Annotated in this window: 15 protein-coding genes; 6 read left to right on the top strand and 9 right to left on the bottom strand. The window is 72.6% G+C overall.

Annotated elements, in window-relative coordinates; all coding sequences use genetic code 11:
* Nucleotides 1-40: 40 nt before the first annotated feature.
* The 7 genes from ACT80S_RS04125 to ACT80S_RS04095 form a co-directional block, all read right to left on the bottom strand.
* The gene (locus ACT80S_RS04125; RefSeq protein WP_377412970.1) at nucleotides 41-829 is read right to left on the bottom strand and encodes an enoyl-CoA hydratase; all 789 of its coding nucleotides are present in this window, start codon (nucleotides 827-829) and stop codon (nucleotides 41-43) included.
* 46 nt (nucleotides 830-875) lie between these two features.
* Nucleotides 876-2,522, bottom strand: coding sequence for an acyl-CoA synthetase (locus tag ACT80S_RS04120; RefSeq protein ID WP_377412967.1), 1,647 nt, complete (start codon nucleotides 2,520-2,522; stop codon nucleotides 876-878).
* A 151-nt stretch (nucleotides 2,523-2,673) separates the two neighbouring features.
* Complete coding sequence (gene arsB / locus ACT80S_RS04115) at nucleotides 2,674-3,753, bottom strand: ACR3 family arsenite efflux transporter (RefSeq protein WP_377412964.1); 1,080 nt, start codon at nucleotides 3,751-3,753, stop codon at nucleotides 2,674-2,676.
* A gap of 1 nt (nucleotide 3,754) precedes the next feature.
* Complete coding sequence (locus ACT80S_RS04110) at nucleotides 3,755-4,243, bottom strand: arsenate reductase ArsC (protein WP_377412960.1); 489 nt, start codon at nucleotides 4,241-4,243, stop codon at nucleotides 3,755-3,757.
* Nucleotides 4,240-4,734, bottom strand: a complete 495-nt coding sequence (locus ACT80S_RS04105; protein ID WP_377412957.1) for an arsenate reductase ArsC — start codon at nucleotides 4,732-4,734, stop codon at nucleotides 4,240-4,242. The genes ACT80S_RS04110 and ACT80S_RS04105 overlap by 4 nt, the downstream gene beginning before the upstream one ends.
* A gap of 10 nt (nucleotides 4,735-4,744) precedes the next feature.
* On the bottom strand, nucleotides 4,745-5,218 hold the full coding sequence (locus ACT80S_RS04100; RefSeq protein WP_377412954.1) for an ArsI/CadI family heavy metal resistance metalloenzyme: 474 nt from the start codon (nucleotides 5,216-5,218) through the stop codon (nucleotides 4,745-4,747).
* A gap of 27 nt (nucleotides 5,219-5,245) precedes the next feature.
* Complete coding sequence (locus ACT80S_RS04095; protein ID WP_377412951.1) at nucleotides 5,246-5,572, bottom strand: ArsR/SmtB family transcription factor; 327 nt, start codon at nucleotides 5,570-5,572, stop codon at nucleotides 5,246-5,248.
* A gap of 104 nt (nucleotides 5,573-5,676) precedes the next feature.
* Here ACT80S_RS04095 and ACT80S_RS04090 point away from each other — a divergent pair, with 104 nt between their 5' ends.
* From ACT80S_RS04090 to ACT80S_RS04065, 6 genes are read left to right on the top strand one after another with little or no spacing between them, the layout of a single operon-like run.
* A complete protein-coding gene (locus tag ACT80S_RS04090; RefSeq protein WP_377412948.1) occupies nucleotides 5,677-7,341 on the top strand; it encodes an AMP-binding protein in 1,665 nt (554 codons plus the stop codon).
* A 20-nt stretch (nucleotides 7,342-7,361) separates the two neighbouring features.
* Nucleotides 7,362-8,177, top strand: a complete 816-nt coding sequence (locus ACT80S_RS04085) for an enoyl-CoA hydratase-related protein (RefSeq protein WP_377412945.1) — start codon at nucleotides 7,362-7,364, stop codon at nucleotides 8,175-8,177.
* A 5-nt stretch (nucleotides 8,178-8,182) separates the two neighbouring features.
* Nucleotides 8,183-9,427: a CaiB/BaiF CoA transferase family protein gene (locus ACT80S_RS04080; protein WP_377412942.1), complete on the top strand. Its 1,245-nt coding sequence runs from the start codon at nucleotides 8,183-8,185 to the stop codon at nucleotides 9,425-9,427.
* Entirely contained in the window at nucleotides 9,424-10,629 is a 1,206-nt protein-coding gene (locus tag ACT80S_RS04075) for a CaiB/BaiF CoA transferase family protein (RefSeq protein WP_377412938.1), read from the top strand. The genes ACT80S_RS04080 and ACT80S_RS04075 overlap by 4 nt, the downstream gene beginning before the upstream one ends.
* Before the next feature lie 42 nt (nucleotides 10,630-10,671).
* Nucleotides 10,672-11,658 carry a Bug family tripartite tricarboxylate transporter substrate binding protein gene (locus tag ACT80S_RS04070; RefSeq protein WP_377412935.1) on the top strand — a complete coding sequence of 329 codons (987 nt, stop codon included), beginning with the start codon at nucleotides 10,672-10,674 and terminating at the stop codon, nucleotides 11,656-11,658.
* Nucleotides 11,659-11,670: 12 nt separating this feature from the next.
* Complete coding sequence (locus ACT80S_RS04065; RefSeq protein ID WP_377412931.1) at nucleotides 11,671-12,492, top strand: IclR family transcriptional regulator; 822 nt, start codon at nucleotides 11,671-11,673, stop codon at nucleotides 12,490-12,492.
* 70 nt (nucleotides 12,493-12,562) lie between these two features.
* On the opposite strand, the gene ACT80S_RS04060 is transcribed toward ACT80S_RS04065, so the two are convergent.
* Nucleotides 12,563-14,023, bottom strand: a complete 1,461-nt coding sequence (locus ACT80S_RS04060; protein ID WP_377412927.1) for a hypothetical protein — start codon at nucleotides 14,021-14,023, stop codon at nucleotides 12,563-12,565.
* A complete protein-coding gene (locus ACT80S_RS04055; RefSeq protein ID WP_377412924.1) occupies nucleotides 14,023-15,594 on the bottom strand; it encodes a class I adenylate-forming enzyme family protein in 1,572 nt (523 codons plus the stop codon). The genes ACT80S_RS04060 and ACT80S_RS04055 overlap by 1 nt, the downstream gene beginning before the upstream one ends.
* Nucleotides 15,595-15,625: the final 31 nt, after the last annotated feature.

The raw sequence follows: 15,625 nt of genomic DNA, 5'->3' as shown, positions 1-15,625 counted from the left end.
CACCCTTGCAGTTGCGGCGGCCTGTCCTGACCTCCTGCGGTCAGGGGCGCGCCGGCTTCTTCTCCACGAAGGCCCGCACGCCGTCCTGCGCGCAGGCGTCGACCATGTTGCAGGCCATGGTCTGCACCGCGTCCTGGTAGGCCGCCTCCAGCCCCGCCTCGAGCTGCCGGTAGAACAGCTGCTTGCCCATCGCCAGCGCCACGCGCGGCTTGGCCAGGATGCTGTCCACCAGCGCCTCCACCGCGGCGTCCAGCGCCTCGGGCTCGGCGACGCGGTTCACCAGCCCGCGCGCCCGCGCCTCCCCGGCGTCGATGAACTCGCCCGTCACCAGCATCTCGAAGGCCTGCTTGCGCCCCACGTTGCGCGAGAGCGCGACGCTGGGCGTGGCGCAGAACAGGCCGAGGTTGATGCCGCTGACCGCGAACTTCGCGGTGCTGGAGGCCACCGCGAGGTCGCACTGCGCCACCAGCTGGCAGCCCGCGGCCGTGGCCACGCCCTGCACCTTGGCGATCACCGGCACCGGCAGGCGGTTGATGGCCAGCATCACCTGGCCGCAGCGCGAAAACAGGTCGCGGTAGTAGGCCTCGCGCGGGTCGGCCAGCATCTGCCTGAGGTCGTGGCCCGCGCAGAAGGCCTTGCCGGCGGCGGCGATGACCACCACCCGCACCGACTCGTCGTCGGCCAGCGACGCCAGCTCGCGCTGCAGCGCCGCCAGCACCTCCTCGCCGAGCGCGTTGAACGCCTGCGGCCGGTTCAGGGTCAGGGTGACGAGGCCGCGGCCGTCGTCCTCGCGCAGCACCGGCAGGCCGGGGGTGGTGTCCTGGGGCATCGTCTCGTCTCCTGTCGTGGTCGTGGGCATCCGGTGCGCCGGCGGCTCACCCGATCGCCGAGGCCGACTTCGCGCGCTCGCGCAGCTGGAACTTCTGGATCTTGCCGGTCGAGGTCTTGGGGATCTCCTCGAAGCGGATCTCGCGCGGCACCTTGTAGTGCGCCAGCACCTCGCGGCAATGGGCCACCAGGTCCTGCGCGGTCACCGTGGCGCCGGGCTTGACCTCCACATAGGCCAGCGGCGTCTCGCCCCACTTCGGGTCGGGCTTGGCCACCACCGCGCAGGCCAGCACCGCGGGGTGGCGGTACAGGGCATCCTCGACCTCGATGGAGCTGATGTTCTCGCCGCCGGAGATGATCACGTCCTTGCTGCGGTCCTTGATCTTGACGTAGCGGTCCGGCTCCATGACCGCCAGGTCGCCGGTGTGGAACCAGCCGCCGGCGAAGGCCTGCTTCGTCGCCGCGGGGTTCTTCAGGTAGCCCTTCATGACGATGTTGCCGCGGAACATGATCTCGCCCATGGACTGGCCGTCGGCCGGCACCTCGCGCATCGTTTCCGGGTCCATCACCGTCATGCCCTCCTGCAGCGGGTAGCGCACGCCCTGGCGGCCGTTCAGGCGGGTCTGCTCCGAGAGGCTCTCGCCGGCCCACGAGGGCCGCTGCACCGCCACCGCGGCGGGGCCGTAGACCTCGGTCAGGCCGTAGACATGGGTGATGGCGAAGCCGATCTTCGCCATGCCCTCGATCATCGCGGCCGGCGGCGCGGCGCCGGCGACCATGCCGCGCACCTGCCAGTCGATGCCCTGGCGCAGTTCGGCCGGCGCGTTGTAGATCAGGCTGTGGACGATGGGGGCCGCGCAGTAGTGGTCCACCCGGTGCTCGCGCATCGCCTCGAGGATGGACTGCGCGCTGATGTGGCGCAGGCACACATGGGTGCCGCCCAGCATCGCCAGCGTCCACGGGAAGCACCAGCCGTTGCAGTGGAACATCGGCAGCGTCCACAGGTAGCGCGGGAAGTGCGGCAGGGTCCAGGTGGCGGCGTTGCACACCGCGTTCAGGTAGGCGCCGCGGTGGTGGGTGACCACGCCCTTGGGGTCGCCGGTGGTGCCGCTGGTGTAGCTGATGGCGATGGCGTCCCACTCGTCCTGCGGGCCTTCCAGGCGGTCCAGGGGCGCGTGGGCGGCCAGCAGGTCCTCGTACGCGTGCGCGCCCAGGCGCTCGTGCGGGCCGGCGAACTCGCTGTCGCACACGTCGACCACGGTCACGGTGCGCCCGTGCTGCGACTGCAGCAGGGCCAGGGCCTTGCCCATCACCGGCGCGAACTCGCTGTCGGTGACCAGGACCGAGGCCTCGCAGTGGTTCATCTGCCAGGCCAGCAGGCTGGCGTCCAGGCGGGTGTTGAGGGTGTTGAGCACCGCGCCGAGGGCCGGCACCGCGTAGTGCGCCTCGACCATCTCGGGGGTGTTGGGCAGCATCACGCTGACGGTGCTGCCGCGGCCCACGCCCAGCGCCTTCAGCGCCGCGGCGAGGCGGGCCGAGCGCTCACGCATCTGGGCCCAGGTGTAGCGGCGCCTGCCGTGGATCACCGCGGGCAGGTCGCCGAAGACTTCGGCGCTGCGCTCGACGAAGCTGACCGGCGAGAGCGCCGCGTGGTTGGCGGGGTTCGGGTCCAGGTCCTGGTCGTAGATGCTCATGGGGCTCCTCGTGGCTTTTGTGATGGGAGAGGCCCGCACGCGAGGGAAACGGCGCGGGCCGCGCCGTGAATCTATGCATCCAAACTGACCGCAATCGTACAGCCGGCCGGGGGCCCGCCCCGGCGCCCCGGCGCCCCGGCGTCGCAGCGCCTCAGGCGGCGGCGCGGCCCTCGTACCAGCCCTGCGAGCGGTTCACCACCGCCACCACGGCCAGCATCACCGGCACCTCGATCAGCACGCCCACCACCGTGGCCAGCGCCGCGCCCGACTGGAAGCCGAACAGGCTGATCGCGGTGGCCACCGCCAGCTCGAAGAAGTTGCTCGCCCCGATCAGCGCCGAGGGGCCGGCGACGCAGTGCTGGACGCCGAAGCGGCGATTGAGCCAGTAGGCCAGGCCCGAGTTCAGCACCACCTGCAGCAGGATCGGCACCGCCAGCAGCGCGATCACCAGCGGCTCGCGCAGCAGCGCCTCGCCCTGGAACGCGAACAGCAGCACCAGCGTCAGCAGCAGCGCCGAGATCGAGAACGGCCCCAGGCGCGCCGCCACCGCCTCGAAGTGCGCCGTGCCGCGCGCCAGCAGCGCGCGCCGCCAGGCCTGGGCGATCACCACCGGGACCACGATGTACAGGCCCACCGAGACCATCAGCGTGTCCCAGGGCACGGCGATCGACGACAGCCCCAGCAGCAGGGCCACGATGGGCGCGAAGGCCACCACCATGATCGCGTCGTTCAGCGCCACCTGCGAGAGGGTGAAGTACGGGTCGCCCTTGCACAGCTGGCTCCAGACGAACACCATCGCCGTGCAGGGCGCGGCGGCCAGCAGGATCAGGCCGGCGATGTAGCTGTCCACCTGGTCGGCGGGCAGCCAGGGCGCGAACACGTGGCGGATGAAGATCCACCCGAGCAGGGCCATCGAGAAGGGCTTGACCGCCCAGTTCACGAACAGCGTCACGCCGATGCCGCGCGCATGCGCCCTCACCTGCCCGAGGGCGGCGAAGTCGATCTTCAGCAGCATCGGGATGATCATCACCCAGATCAGGAGGCCCACCGGCAGGTTGACCTTCGCCACCTCGAGGGCGGCGACGGCCTTGAACAGGCCGGGCAGCCCCTGGCCCAGCGCCACGCCGGCGACGATGCACAGGGCCACCCACAGGGTGAGGTAACGCTCGAAGAAGCCGATGGCGGGCCGGGCCGCCGGGGCGGCCGCGGCCGGGGTGAGGGTGTCGTTCATGTCAGTGGCGGGCGATTTCGGCCAGGGCCTGTCGCAGGGAGGTGTCGTCCATCGATTCGAGCGGCAGCTGCAGCAGCTGCAGCATGCGGTAGCCGATGGCCTGGCGCGTGAGCTCGAAGGCCCGGGGCTTGTCGGCCTCGGCGGCGCCGGAGGGGTCGGGGTAGCCCCAGTGCACCTTCACCGGGCCGCCGGGCCAGTACGGGCATTGTTCGGCCGCGGCGCTGTCGCACACGGTGATCACGAGGCGCATGGGCGGCGCGCCGGGCTGCGTGAACTCGTCCCAGCTCTTGCTGCGGTAGCCCTCGGTGTCGACGCCGGCCTGGCCCAGGGCCTGCAGCGCGTGCGGGTTGATGCGGCCGCTCGGCGCGCTGCCCGCGCTGTGGGCCCGCACGTCGCGGCCCAGCTTGCGCGCCCAGTGATTGAGCATGCCCTCGGCCAGGACGCTGCGCGCCGAGTTGTGGGTGCACAGGATCAGGATGTGGGTGGTCATGACTGGCCGATCTCGCGGACATGGTGCTGCATCGCCATGCGGTCCAGCCGCTCGACGGGCAGCGCCAGGAGCAGCTCGAGGCGGCGCTTCATCATCACGGCGACGTCGCGGAAGGCGCGCAGGCGGGCCTCCTCGCTGCCCTGGGCCGCCGCGGGGTCCGGCATGCCCCAGTGGGCCGTCACCGGCTGGCCCGGCCACACCGGGCAGGCCTCGCCGGCCGCCTGGTCGCACACGGTGAAGACGAAGTCCATCTGCGGCGCGCCCGGCGCGGCGAACTCCGCCCAGCCCTTGCTTCGCAGGCCGTCGACGGGGATGCCCAGGCGGCGCAATTCCTGGAGCGCCATCGGATGCACAGCGCCGCTCGGCTGGCTGCCGGCGGACCAGGCCTTGAAGCGGCCCGCGGCCAGCGCGTTGGTCAGGGCCTCCGCGATGATCGACCGCGCGCTGTTGGCGGTGCAGACGAACAGGATGTTGTAGGTCGGTTCGGTCATGTCGACAGTGTCAGCAGCAGGATGACGCCGGTTTGACAGCGATGCCCACCGGCTTGCCGCGCGGCGCGCAGCAGGCGGGGGCGGCAGGCGCGGGCTCGGCCGCCTGCTTCTCGCTGAAGACGGGGATGTCGCCCAGCGTGTGGAAATGCTCCCAGGCGATGCCGGCCGGGTCGACGACCCAGTGCTTGTCGCTGCGGGCGTAGCAGCAGGTGGTGCTGCCCTCGTCGAGCAGCGCCATGTCGGCGGCCTCGGCCCGGGCCTTGAGGCCGGCGAGTTCCTCCTCGGAGTCGACCTGGAAGCCCAGGTGGTCGATGCCCGGCGCCTCGCCGCGGGTGGAGATGGCGAAGTTCAGGCGCGGGTCGTCCAGCATCCACTTGGCGTAGTCGGCCTCGACGCGGGCCGGCGCCGCGCCGAACAGCTTGGAGTAGAAGGCGATGCCCGCCTGCAGGTCGGGGACATGGGTGTGCACATGGAAACGCTTCATGGGGGGCTCCTTGTGAAAAAGGCGGGTTCAGCAGCCGCAGGCCGCAGCCGCCGGTTCGACGGCGCAGGCTTCGCCCTCGCAGCAGTTCTGCGTGAGGTAGCCGAGCACCGCGTTCATGCGGTCGAAGCTGGCGCGGTAGATCAGGTGCCGGCTGGCGCGCTCCTGCGTGACCAGCCCGGCGTTGAGCAGCTCCTTGAGGTGGAACGACAGCGCGCTGGGGGAGATGCCCAGGCCCTCGGCCATCACCGACGGGGTCAGCCCCTGCACGCCGGTGACCACCAGAGCACGGAACACCTTCAGCCGCGCCGGCTGGGCCAGGGCGGCGAGGGCCTTGATGACTGCATCTTCTTCCATGATTCAATATTACTTGAATTATTGATCTCTTGTCATCACCACCCCGGACATGCAAGGGCAATTCCGCATTCGGAACAAAGACAGCCCCATTCAGAATCACCGGCATGGAACCGACCGCCACCGGCCCCCGCCCCCCGGACCCCGGCGCCCCCGCGGCCGAATGGAACTTCGCCGACGTCTGGGAAGCCGTCGCCCAGGCCTGCCCCGAGCGCCCGGCCCAGGTGCACGGCGGCCTCACCCTGACCTGGCGCGAGTTCGACCAGCGCGCCAACGGCATCGCCGACTGGCTGCTGCGCGCGGGCTGCCGGCACCAGGACAAGGTGGCCCTGTACCTGTACAACGGCCCCGAGTACCTTCAGGCCGCCTTTGCCTGCCTGAAGGTCTCGCTGGTGCCGGTGAACACCAACTACCGCTACAAGCAGCAGGAGCTGCGCTTCCTCTGGGACAACGCCGACGCCAGCGCCGTGGTGTTCGACGCCAGCTTCACTGCCACCATCGAGGAGATCCGCGCGCAGTGCCCCAAGGTGCGCGCCTGGCTCTACGTGGGCGACCCGGCGCTCTGCCCGGGCTGGGCCAGCGCCCTCGCCGCGGCGGCCCCGCCCCGCGCCGAGCGGCCCCAGGGCGCCAGGCCGCGTTCCGGCGACGACCTGGTCCTGGTCTACACCGGCGGCACCACCGGCCATCCGCGGGGCGTGATGTGGCGCCAGCATGACCTGTACATCGCCTCCAACACCACCGCCGACCCGGCGCAGGCCGACCTCGGCCACGTGCGCCGGCGCGTGACCGATCCGGACAGCGCCGCCCCCGTGGGCCTGCCCGCCGCGCCGCTGATGCACGGCACGGCCTATGTCTTCGCCTCCACCATCCTCAATCGCGGCGGCACCGTGGTCACGCTCACGAGCCGCACGCTGGACATGACCGAGCTGCTCGACGCCGTGCAGGACCGCCGCGTGACCGAGCTGTGCATCGTCGGCGACGCCTTCTGCCGCCCCATGGTGGACGCGCTCGACGCCGAGCCCGCGCGCTGGGACCTGTCCAGCCTCAAGGCCGTCTCCTCCTCCGGGATGATGTGGAGCCCCGCCAACAAGCAGCGCCTGCTGGAGCACGCGCGCCACGCGGTGCTGGTGGACTTCCTCAATAGCAGCGAGGCCAGCGGCATGGGCCGCGCGGTCTCCTCGCGCGAGCGCGCCAGCGAGGCCGCCCGCTTCAAGCTCGGCAAGAACGCAGTGGTGCTCGACGCCGAGGGCCGCCCCCTGCCCCCCGGCAGCCCCGAGGTCGGCCGCATCGCGGTGCGCGGCGGCGTGCCCCTGGGCTACTACGGCGACCCGCAGAAGACCGCCGCCACCTTCCCCGTGATCGACGGCGTGCGCTACGCCATCCCCGGCGACTTCGCCCGGGTCGAGGCGGACGGCTCGGTGACCCTGCTGGGGCGCGGCTCCGTCAGCATCAACTCCGGCGGCGAGAAGGTCTTCCCGGAGGAGGTCGAGGAGTGCATCAAGCTGCTGCCGCAGGTGCGCGACACCGTGGTGGTCGGCATCCCCCACGAGCGCTTCGGCGAGAGCGTGGCCGCGGTGGTCGAACTGGCGGCCGGCGCGCAGCTGGCGGCGGAGACCCTGATCCAGCACGTACGCGACCGCCTGGCCGGCCACAAGGTGCCGCGCCATGTGGTCTTCGTCGACTCCGTCGGGCGCGGCCCCAACGGCAAGGCCGACTACCTCGGCCTGCGCAGCGGCGCCGGTGAGGCCGTGCGCGCGCGGACCGCCCCCTGAATCCCATGGAAGAAAGAACGATGTCCCACCTGATCGTGGAGCGCCGGGGCGACGTGGCCCTGGTCACCCTCAACCGCCCCGAGAAGCGCAACGCCCTCTCGCCCGAGATGGTGGTCAAGCTGGCCGACTTCTGGGACGAGGTCGCGAAGGACGACGACGTCCGCGCCGTGGTCGTCACCGGCGCCGGCGACCAGGCCTTCTGCGCCGGCGGCGACATGGGCAGCCTGATCCCGCTGATGATGCGCACCCGCCCGCCCGAGGGCGAGTGGGAGGAGCGCTTCGCCGCCGACCGCAAGGCCCTGGGCCGCGCCCTGCTGCGCGGCGCCAGCTTCTACAAGCCGGTGATCGCCGCCATCAACGGCCATGCCCATGCCGGCGGCGCCGAGTTCGTGCTGGCCACCGACCTGCGGGTGATGGCCGGCAACGCCACGCTCGCCGTGACCGAGGTGCGCCGCGGCCTGATCGCCAGCGGCGGCTCGCTGGTTCGCATGCCGCGCCAGGTGCCCTGGGCCCATGCGATGGAGCTGCTGATGCTGGGCGAGCCGGTCTCCGCCGAGCGCGCGCAGGCCATGGGCCTGGTGAACTGGGTGGTGCCGCAGGACCAGGTGCTGGAGAAGGCCCTGGACATCGCCCGCCGAGTGAGCCTGGGCGCGCCGGTGGCCCTGGAAAAGACCAAGGAGGTCATGGTCCGCAGCAGCGGCCTGCCGCTGGACGAGGCCTTCGCCATCGAGACCCAGTGCACCAAGGAGAACGCGGCGATGGACGACGCCAAGGAGGGCCCGCGCGCCTTCATGGAGAAACGCCCGCCGGTGTTCCGCGGGAGGAAGAAGGCATGACCGGCATGGCGCAAGAGACCGCGGCGCAACACGCGGGCGGCGCGCTCGCCGGCGTGCGCGTCGTCGAGATGGGCCTGTGGGTCGCCGGCCCCGCCGCCGGCGGCATCCTGGCCGACTGGGGCGCCGAGGTGGTGAAGGTGGAGATGCCCGGCGGCGACCCGATGCGCAAGCTGTTCTCCGCGCTCTCCGGCTCCAGGGAGGCGCGCTGCCCGCCCTTCGACCTGTACAACCGGGGCAAGAGGAGCCTCGCGCTGGACGTCAACGCGCCCGAGGGCCGCGTGCTGATGGAGCGGCTGCTCGCCACGGCGGACGTGTTCATCACCAACATGCGCCCGCAGTTCCTCGAGCGCGTGGGCCTCGACCCCGACACGCTGCGCCGGCGCTTCCCGCGCCTGGTCTACGCCAGCCTCACCGCCTACGGCCTGGAGGGCCCGGACCGCGACGCGCCGGGCTACGACATGGCGGCCTTCTCCGGCCGCAGCGGCCTGGCCGAGCGCGCCACGCCCGAGGGCGGCCAGCCGCCGATCCTGCCGGGCGGCCTGGGCGACAACGTGAGTGCGCTCTCGCTGGTCTCCGGCATCTGCGCCGCGCTGTTCCACCGCGAGCGCACCGGCCAGGGCCAGCTGGTGGCGACCTCGCTGCTGCGCACCGGCATCTACGCCATCGGCATGGACGTGTCCTCGCGCATCGGCCTGGGCCGCGCCGCCTCGCCGCCGCCGCGCACCAAGCCGCAGAACCCGCTGATGAACCTGTACCGCTCCGGCGACGGCAAGTGGTTCTGGCTGGTGGGCGCGGAATCGGAGCGGCACTGGCCGGTGATCACCCAGGCCCTGGGCCTGGCCCACCTGGTGGAGGACGAGCGCTTCAAGACCCCGCGCGACCGCCGCCGCAACGCGCCCGAGCTGGTCGCCGCCATCGACGCCGCGCTGGCCACCCGCAGCCGCGCCGAGTGGGCCGGGATCTTCCGCGCGCAGGACGTCTGGTGGGCGCCGGTGAACTCGATCGACGAGGTCATCGCCGACCCGCAGGCCATCGCCGCCGGCGCCTTCGTGCGCGTGCCCGAGGCCGCGGGCGGCGCGGCCCCCGAGGCGGCCAACGGCGTCGCCACGCCGGTCGACTTCAGCGCCACCCCCGCCGGCCCCGCCGGCGCCCCGCCCGCCGTGGGCGCCGACGCCGACGCCCTGCTGCGCAGCCTCGGCTACGCCGACGACGAACTGCAACGACTGCGCGACGCCAAGGTGCTGCCGTGACCGCCCGCCCCGACACCCCTCCCCTGCAGCCGCTGCGCGGCGTGCGCATCGCCGACTTCAGCTCCAACATGGCCGGCCCGTTCGCCACCATGATCCTGGCGCAGCTCGGCGCCGACGTGGTCAAGGTCGAATCGCTCGAGGGCGACGACGCCCGCGCCTGGCCGCCCCTGGTGGACGGCAAGAGCCTGACCCACCGCCACATGGGCGCGGGCAAGCGCGGCCTCGCGCTGGACCTGAAGAAGCCCGAGGCGGTGGAGGTGGCGCTGGCCCTCGTCGGCCGCAGCGACGTGGTGCTGCAAAGCATGCGCCCCGGCGTGGCCGACCGCCTGGGCATCGGCGAGGCCGCGGCGCGCCGCGCCAACCCGCAGGTGCTGTACTACGACCTCAACGCCTTCGGCGCCGGGCCGCGCGGCCAATCGATGCCCGGCTACGACCCGCTGGTGCAGGCCTTCAGCGGCATCATGCAGATGACGGGCCACGAGGGCTCGCCGCCCACGCGCTGCGCGCCCTCCCTCATCGACCTGGGCACGGGCCAGTGGATCGCCATGGGCATCCTCGCGGCGCTGTTCGCGCGCAGCCAGGGCGCCCGCATCGGCCGCATGGAGACCGCCCTCATCGACACGGCCTTCAGCGTCATCCCCTACCAGGCCACCGCCGCCCGCCTCAGCGGCCAGCGCCCGCCCAAGGCCGGCTCGGGCAACCCCATCGCCGCGCCCTACCAGGTGTACCGGGCGCGCGACGGCGATCTGATGATCGCCGCGCCGAGCCAGCGCCTGTGGGAGGCGGTGGTGCAGGCCCTCGCGGACCCGGAGCTGGCCGCCGACGAGCGCTTCCAGACCCTGGCCGCCCGCACGCGCCACGTGAAGGCGCTGGAGGCCGAGATCAACGCCCGCCTGGGCGCCGAGGACGTGGCCACCTGGGTCGAGCGCTTCACCCGCGCCGGCGTGCCGGTGACGCAGGCCAGCGGCCTGGAGCAGGCGGTGGTGAGCGACATCGCCGCCGAGCGCGGCACCTTCATGCCCAGCGAGGGCGTGCCGCTGGTGCGCCTGCCCTGGCTCGTGGACGGCCAGCCCGTGCCCTGGGCCGGCCCCGCCCCCGTGCTCGGGGAACACAGCCTGGAGATCCTCGAGGAACTCGGGTATGACAGCGGGCGCCGCGCGGCGCTCGTCGCGGCCGGCGCCGTGCGGGCGCCCGCCGCCTGAGCCCCCTTCACCGCTTCGACAACACCGACACAGGAGACAACGATGCAACGCCGACACTTCAACCAGCTGCTGTCCGCCGCCGCCCTCGGCGGCCTGGGCGGCCTGCCCGCGACCGCTTCCGCCCAGGCCGGCGGCTACCCGAGGAATCCGGTGAAGATCATCATCGGCTTCGGCCCGGGCAGCGGCACCGACATCATCTCGCGCCTGGTCGCCGAGGAACTGCGCCAGGCCCTGGGCCAGCCCTTCGTGGTGGACAACCGCCCCGGCGCCTCGGCGCAGATCGCCGCCACCGCGGTGGCCAAGTCGCCCGCCGACGGCTACACGCTGATGCTCACCTCGAACACCACGCACTCGGTCAACCCGCACCTGTTCAAGAAGCTGCCCTACGACCCGGTGGCCGAGTTCACGCCCCTGGGCGGCGTGGCCTACTTCCCCTTCATCCTCGCGGTCAACGCCAGCCTGCCGGTGCGCACCGCGCAGGAGCTGGTGACGTACGCGCAGCAGAACAAGGGCAAGATCAACTACGCCTACGGCACGCCCACGGTGCAGATTCCGGCCGAGGCGATCAACCGCCTCATGAACATGGGCGCGGTCGGCATCCCCTACAAGAGCAGCCCGCCGGCCCTGACCGACGTGGTGGGCGGCCAGGCCCAGTTCATCGTGGTGGACCTGGCCTCGGCCCGCCCGCACCTGCAGTCCGGCCGCCTGCGCCCGCTGGCCGTGACCTCGGCCAAGCGCTCGGCGCTCGCCCCCGAGCTGCCCACCGTGGAGGAGGCCCTGGGCCTGAAGGACTTCGACCTCGCCGCCTGGACCGGCATGTTCGGCCCCGCCGGCCTGCCCGCGGAGGTGGTGGAGAAGGTCTCCGGCGCGCTGCAGCGCGCACTGGCCAAGCCCGAGGTGCGCGAGCGCATCACCGGCCTGGGCGCCGAGCCCACGCCCTCGGACCCGCGCGCCTTCAACGACCTGGTCAAGCGCCAGCTCGAGATCTGGGGCCGCAACGTGGCCCTGGCCGGCATCCAGCCCGAGTAAGCGGGCCGGCGCATGATCGAGGCCCCCGTGTTCGAGCTGCAGGCCCTGGAAGGCAGCGCCCCCGGCCCGCGCGCGATCCTGCGCGTGATGCAGGTGCTGGGCCACCTCGCGGAGCACCCGCAGGGCCGCACCCTCGGCCAGCTGTGCGAGGCCCTGGGCGTTCCCAAGACGACGCTGTTCACGATGCTCAGGACCCTGCAGGGGTCGGGCCACCTGGAGGTGGCGTCCGGCGTGTACCGGCTTGGCCCCCTCGCCGTTGCCCTGGGCGCGGCGATGGCGGCGAGCGCGCGGCGCAACTTCCCGGAGTGCGCCCGCGAGAGCCTGCAGAGCCTGAGCCGGCGCACCGGCGAGACCAGCTTCCTCGCGGTGCTGACCGCGGACGGCATGAACTGCCGTTATGTCTCGGTGATCGAGTCGGGCAACTGGCTGCGATTCAGCGTGCTGCCGGATTCCCTCAAGCCCTCCTATGCCACCGGCACCGGCCACGCCATGCTGGCCTACCTGCCGCCGGCCGAGGTCGAGGCGATCCTGGAGCGCGTGCACTTCGAGAAGCTCACGCGCAAGACCGTGGGTTCGCGCAAGGCCCTGCTGGCCGCCCTGGCCCGGGTACGCGAGGAGCAGGTGAGCGTGACCGACAGCGGCACGGTCGCCGAGGTCATGTCGGTCGCCGCGCCGATCTTCGACGCCAGCGGCCGGGTGATGGCCGCGGTCAGCGCCGGCGGCCCGGCGGCGCGCATGGCGCCGCACCTGTCCTCAATCCGCCGCATGGTGCGCGGGACCGCCGAGGACATCTCGCGCACGCTGGGCCTGGTCGGGGACTGGCCGCCGGCCTGAGGCCCTCAGGGGTATGGCGTGCGCGCGGCGCACCCGCAGGTGGTGACCAGCAGTTCCTCCACAGTCTTGGTCATGCGGTCACCTCGTCGTTCACCACCTGCACCGCACGGCCCACGAATTCCTCGCGCTGGAGCGCGTCGACGAGGGCGGGGTTCGTGCTCGTGACCAGGGCGCGCCGGCCCTCGGGCGTGTCCACCAGCAGCACGCCGCGCGGCGCCTGGTCACGGCCATGCAGCACGGTGCAGCCGGCCACGCAGCCCGCGCCGGTGTAGCCGTCCACCACCGGCAGCACGCCGGTGCGGCGGGCCACCTCGCCACTCACGTCCTGCTGCACGAAGCCCGCGCCGGGCTCGGTGGACCACAGGCCGAAGGCCTGCTTGGTCAGGATGCCGGAGACGCAGGACACCAGGGCGGTGCGGCCCTGCCCGGCCCGCAGCAGTTCGGCGGCGCGGGCGGTGCTTTGCAGCTGGTAGTTGTTGTAGGGGCCGCCCGCGAAATTCATGCCGCCGGTGACGGTGAGCGGGCGGTCCAGCGGCAGGCCCAGGGCCCGCGCGTAGGCCTGCACCGCGATGGGGAAACAGCTGTAAAGCTCCACCAGGTCCACCTGCTCGGCGCGCAGGCCGGCCGCGGCCAGGGCCGCCTCGCCGGCGACGCGCGCGCCCTCGCACTCGTGCAGCTTCTCGCGCGCGGCCAGGGCCACCATGTGATTGGACTCGGTGCTGGCCAGCGGGAACACCCAGCGCTCGCGCGGGATGCCCAGTTCCTGCGCCCGGCGCGCCGAGCAAAAGAGCAAGGCCGCCGCCTGGTCCACGTTCCACGACGAGCAGTGCAGCCTGGCATAGGGGAAGGCCTGCATCGGGTTGCGCGGGCCGGCCTCGCGGATCTCGGCCGCCTCGACGACGCGGCGGGTCCAGGCGTGCGGGTTGTCGGCGGCGACACGGCTGAAGCCCGCGACCAGGGCGGCCAGGCGGTCGCGGTGTTCCTCCACGCTCCAGCCCTGGGCATGGCGGAAGGCGCTCTCCATCAGCGCGTACAGGCCCACCGGCATCTTCAGGCCGGCGCGGCGCTCCACCGGGTGGCGCAGTTCCTCCTTGGGCTCCAGCAGCACGTCGGGTGCGCCCTGCTCGCTGCGCTCGGGTGCGGTCTCGCCGGCGATCTGGGCGCGCAGCAGGCGGTAGCCGGCATCGGAGCCCGCCACCAGGGTGGTGTGCGATTCGCCGCGGGCGATGCGGCCGCAGGCCTCGCCGATCAGGGTCTGCTGCAGCACGCCGACGGTGGTGAAGACGCTGGTGGCCTCCTTCGCGCCGATGCTGCGGGCGATCTCGCCCGAGGGGTTGGTGTAGCGCCATCGCCCGCGCGGCACCGCGATCCACTGCGCGCCGGGCAGGGCCGCGGCGCTGCCGGTGTCGGCGCCGGCGGCGCGCACGGCCTGCAGCATCAGGTCCATCGGCTCCAGGGCCCGGCGGAAGTCCTCCTCGCGCTGGGTGGCGGTGCCGATGCCCACCAGGACGGGGGTGCGGTCCAGGTCCATCACGCGCGGCCTCCTTCGGCGGGCAGCTCCAGCGCCATGCGGCGCAGGTCGGCCTTCTGGATCTTGCCGTTGGCGTTGCGCGGCAGCGGCTGCTGGCCGATGACGACGCGGCCCGGCACTTTGTAGTCGGCCATGCGCTCGGCGCAGAAGGCGCGCACCTGCGCGGCGTCCAGCGGCTGGTTGACGTTGAGGAAGGCGACCACGAGTTCTCCGAGGATGTCGTCCGGTCGGCCCACCACCGCGGCCTCGACCACGCCGGCCAGCCCGGTGAGCACGTTCTCCACTTCCGCCGGGTACACCTTGTAGCCGCCGCGGTTGATCATGTCCTTCTTGCGGTCGGCGATGCGCACGTAGCCCTGCGCGTCGATGGCGCCGATGTCGCCCGACTTCCAGTAGCCGCCGGCGAACGCGTCCGCATCGGCCTGCGGGTTGCGCCAGTAGCCGGGGACCACCATCGGCCCGCCGATCCACAGCTCGCCCTCCTCGCCGGGGGGCAGCTCGCGGCCCTGTTCGTCCATCACGCGGATGTCGCCGCAGGGCACGACCCGGCCGATGCTCTCCGAGTGCGCCACGCCGTCGCCGGGCGGCATGATGGTGGTGGGCGAGGTGGTTTCGGTGGCGCCGTAGGCATTGCACATCTGCAGCTGCGGGAAGGCCTCGGCGAAGCGGCGGATGGTGGGCTCGGGCATGGGGGCGCTGCCGTACACGCCGAGGCGCCAGGACCCGAGGTCGAACGAGGCGAGGTCGGGCTCCAGCAGGCACAGGCCATACATGGCCGGCACCATCAGCGCGTGGGTGATGCGCTCGGCCTGCGCGAGCTGCAGGAACTCGCGGCGCTTGAATTCCGCCATCATGGCCAGCGTGGCGCCGATCGCCAGGAACGGCAGCACCACGCCGCACAGGCCGGCCACATGCGACCAGGGGATGCACAGCACGGTGCGCTCGCCGCGCCCCAGGCCCAGCACGGCGGGCCAGTGCAGGCAGGAGTGCACCACGTTGAAGTGCGTGAGCATCGCGCCCTTGGGGCGGCCGGTGGTGCCGGAGGTGTAGAGGATGCCAAACAGGTCGTCCTGCGCGAGGGCGGGCGTGGGCAGTGGCGCGCCCTGTGACTCGTCGAGGCGGGCCCAGGCGGCGCTGCCGGCGGCCAGGCGCAGGGCCGGGCCTTCGGACGGCAGCTCGGGCGCGAACTCGGGCGCGTAGACCACGGCCACCGGCTCGCTGTCGCCGAAGATGTGGCTGATTTCGGGACGCTTGAGGCGCGTGCCGATCGGCACGATCACCGCGCCGAGCCAGGCGATGGCGACCACCGAGACCATCGCGTCCAGGCCATTGGGCAGCATCACCGCCACCCGGTCGCCGGCGCGCACACCCGCGGCGGCGAGGTTGGCAGCCACCGTGCCGGCCAGCGCGGACAGCTCGCGGTAGCTGACGCGGCGCGCGCCGTCGACGATGGCGGTGGCCTCCCCCGCCCCGGCGAAGCTGGCGTGCAGCAGGTCGGCCACGTTCGCCGGGCGAGACGCGTAGGCCCGCACCAGCCGGCCGGCCTGCAGTTCGATTCGGGTGTCGGGCATCGGGTCTCCTGGATTCGGCGGTTCGGTTCGC

This window comes from Ramlibacter sp. MAHUQ-53, from assembly GCF_052600055.1.
This window is presented reverse-complemented; position numbering and strand designations above follow the sequence as displayed.

Bases quoted from the DNA above. Each gene is read 5' to 3' on its own strand.
- ACT80S_RS04125 (WP_377412970.1), bottom strand. From the start codon at position 829: ATGCCCCAGGACACCACCCCCGGCCTGCCGGTGCTGCGCGAGGACGAC.
- ACT80S_RS04120 (WP_377412967.1), bottom strand. From the start codon at position 2,522: ATGAGCATCTACGACCAGGACCTGGACCCGAACCCCGCCAACCACGCG.
- arsB (WP_377412964.1), bottom strand. From the start codon at position 3,753: ATGAACGACACCCTCACCCCGGCCGCGGCCGCCCCGGCGGCCCGGCCC.
- ACT80S_RS04110 (WP_377412960.1), bottom strand. From the start codon at position 4,243: ATGACCACCCACATCCTGATCCTGTGCACCCACAACTCGGCGCGCAGC.
- ACT80S_RS04105 (WP_377412957.1), bottom strand. From the start codon at position 4,734: ATGACCGAACCGACCTACAACATCCTGTTCGTCTGCACCGCCAACAGC.
- ACT80S_RS04100 (WP_377412954.1), bottom strand. From the start codon at position 5,218: ATGAAGCGTTTCCATGTGCACACCCATGTCCCCGACCTGCAGGCGGGC.
- ACT80S_RS04095 (WP_377412951.1), bottom strand. From the start codon at position 5,572: ATGGAAGAAGATGCAGTCATCAAGGCCCTCGCCGCCCTGGCCCAGCCG.
- ACT80S_RS04090 (WP_377412948.1), top strand. From the start codon at position 5,677: ATGGAACCGACCGCCACCGGCCCCCGCCCCCCGGACCCCGGCGCCCCC.
- ACT80S_RS04085 (WP_377412945.1), top strand. From the start codon at position 7,362: ATGTCCCACCTGATCGTGGAGCGCCGGGGCGACGTGGCCCTGGTCACC.
- ACT80S_RS04080 (WP_377412942.1), top strand. From the start codon at position 8,183: ATGGCGCAAGAGACCGCGGCGCAACACGCGGGCGGCGCGCTCGCCGGC.
- ACT80S_RS04070 (WP_377412935.1), top strand. From the start codon at position 10,672: ATGCAACGCCGACACTTCAACCAGCTGCTGTCCGCCGCCGCCCTCGGC.
- ACT80S_RS04065 (WP_377412931.1), top strand. From the start codon at position 11,671: ATGATCGAGGCCCCCGTGTTCGAGCTGCAGGCCCTGGAAGGCAGCGCC.
- ACT80S_RS04060 (WP_377412927.1), bottom strand. From the start codon at position 14,023: ATGGACCTGGACCGCACCCCCGTCCTGGTGGGCATCGGCACCGCCACC.
- ACT80S_RS04055 (WP_377412924.1), bottom strand. From the start codon at position 15,594: ATGCCCGACACCCGAATCGAACTGCAGGCCGGCCGGCTGGTGCGGGCC.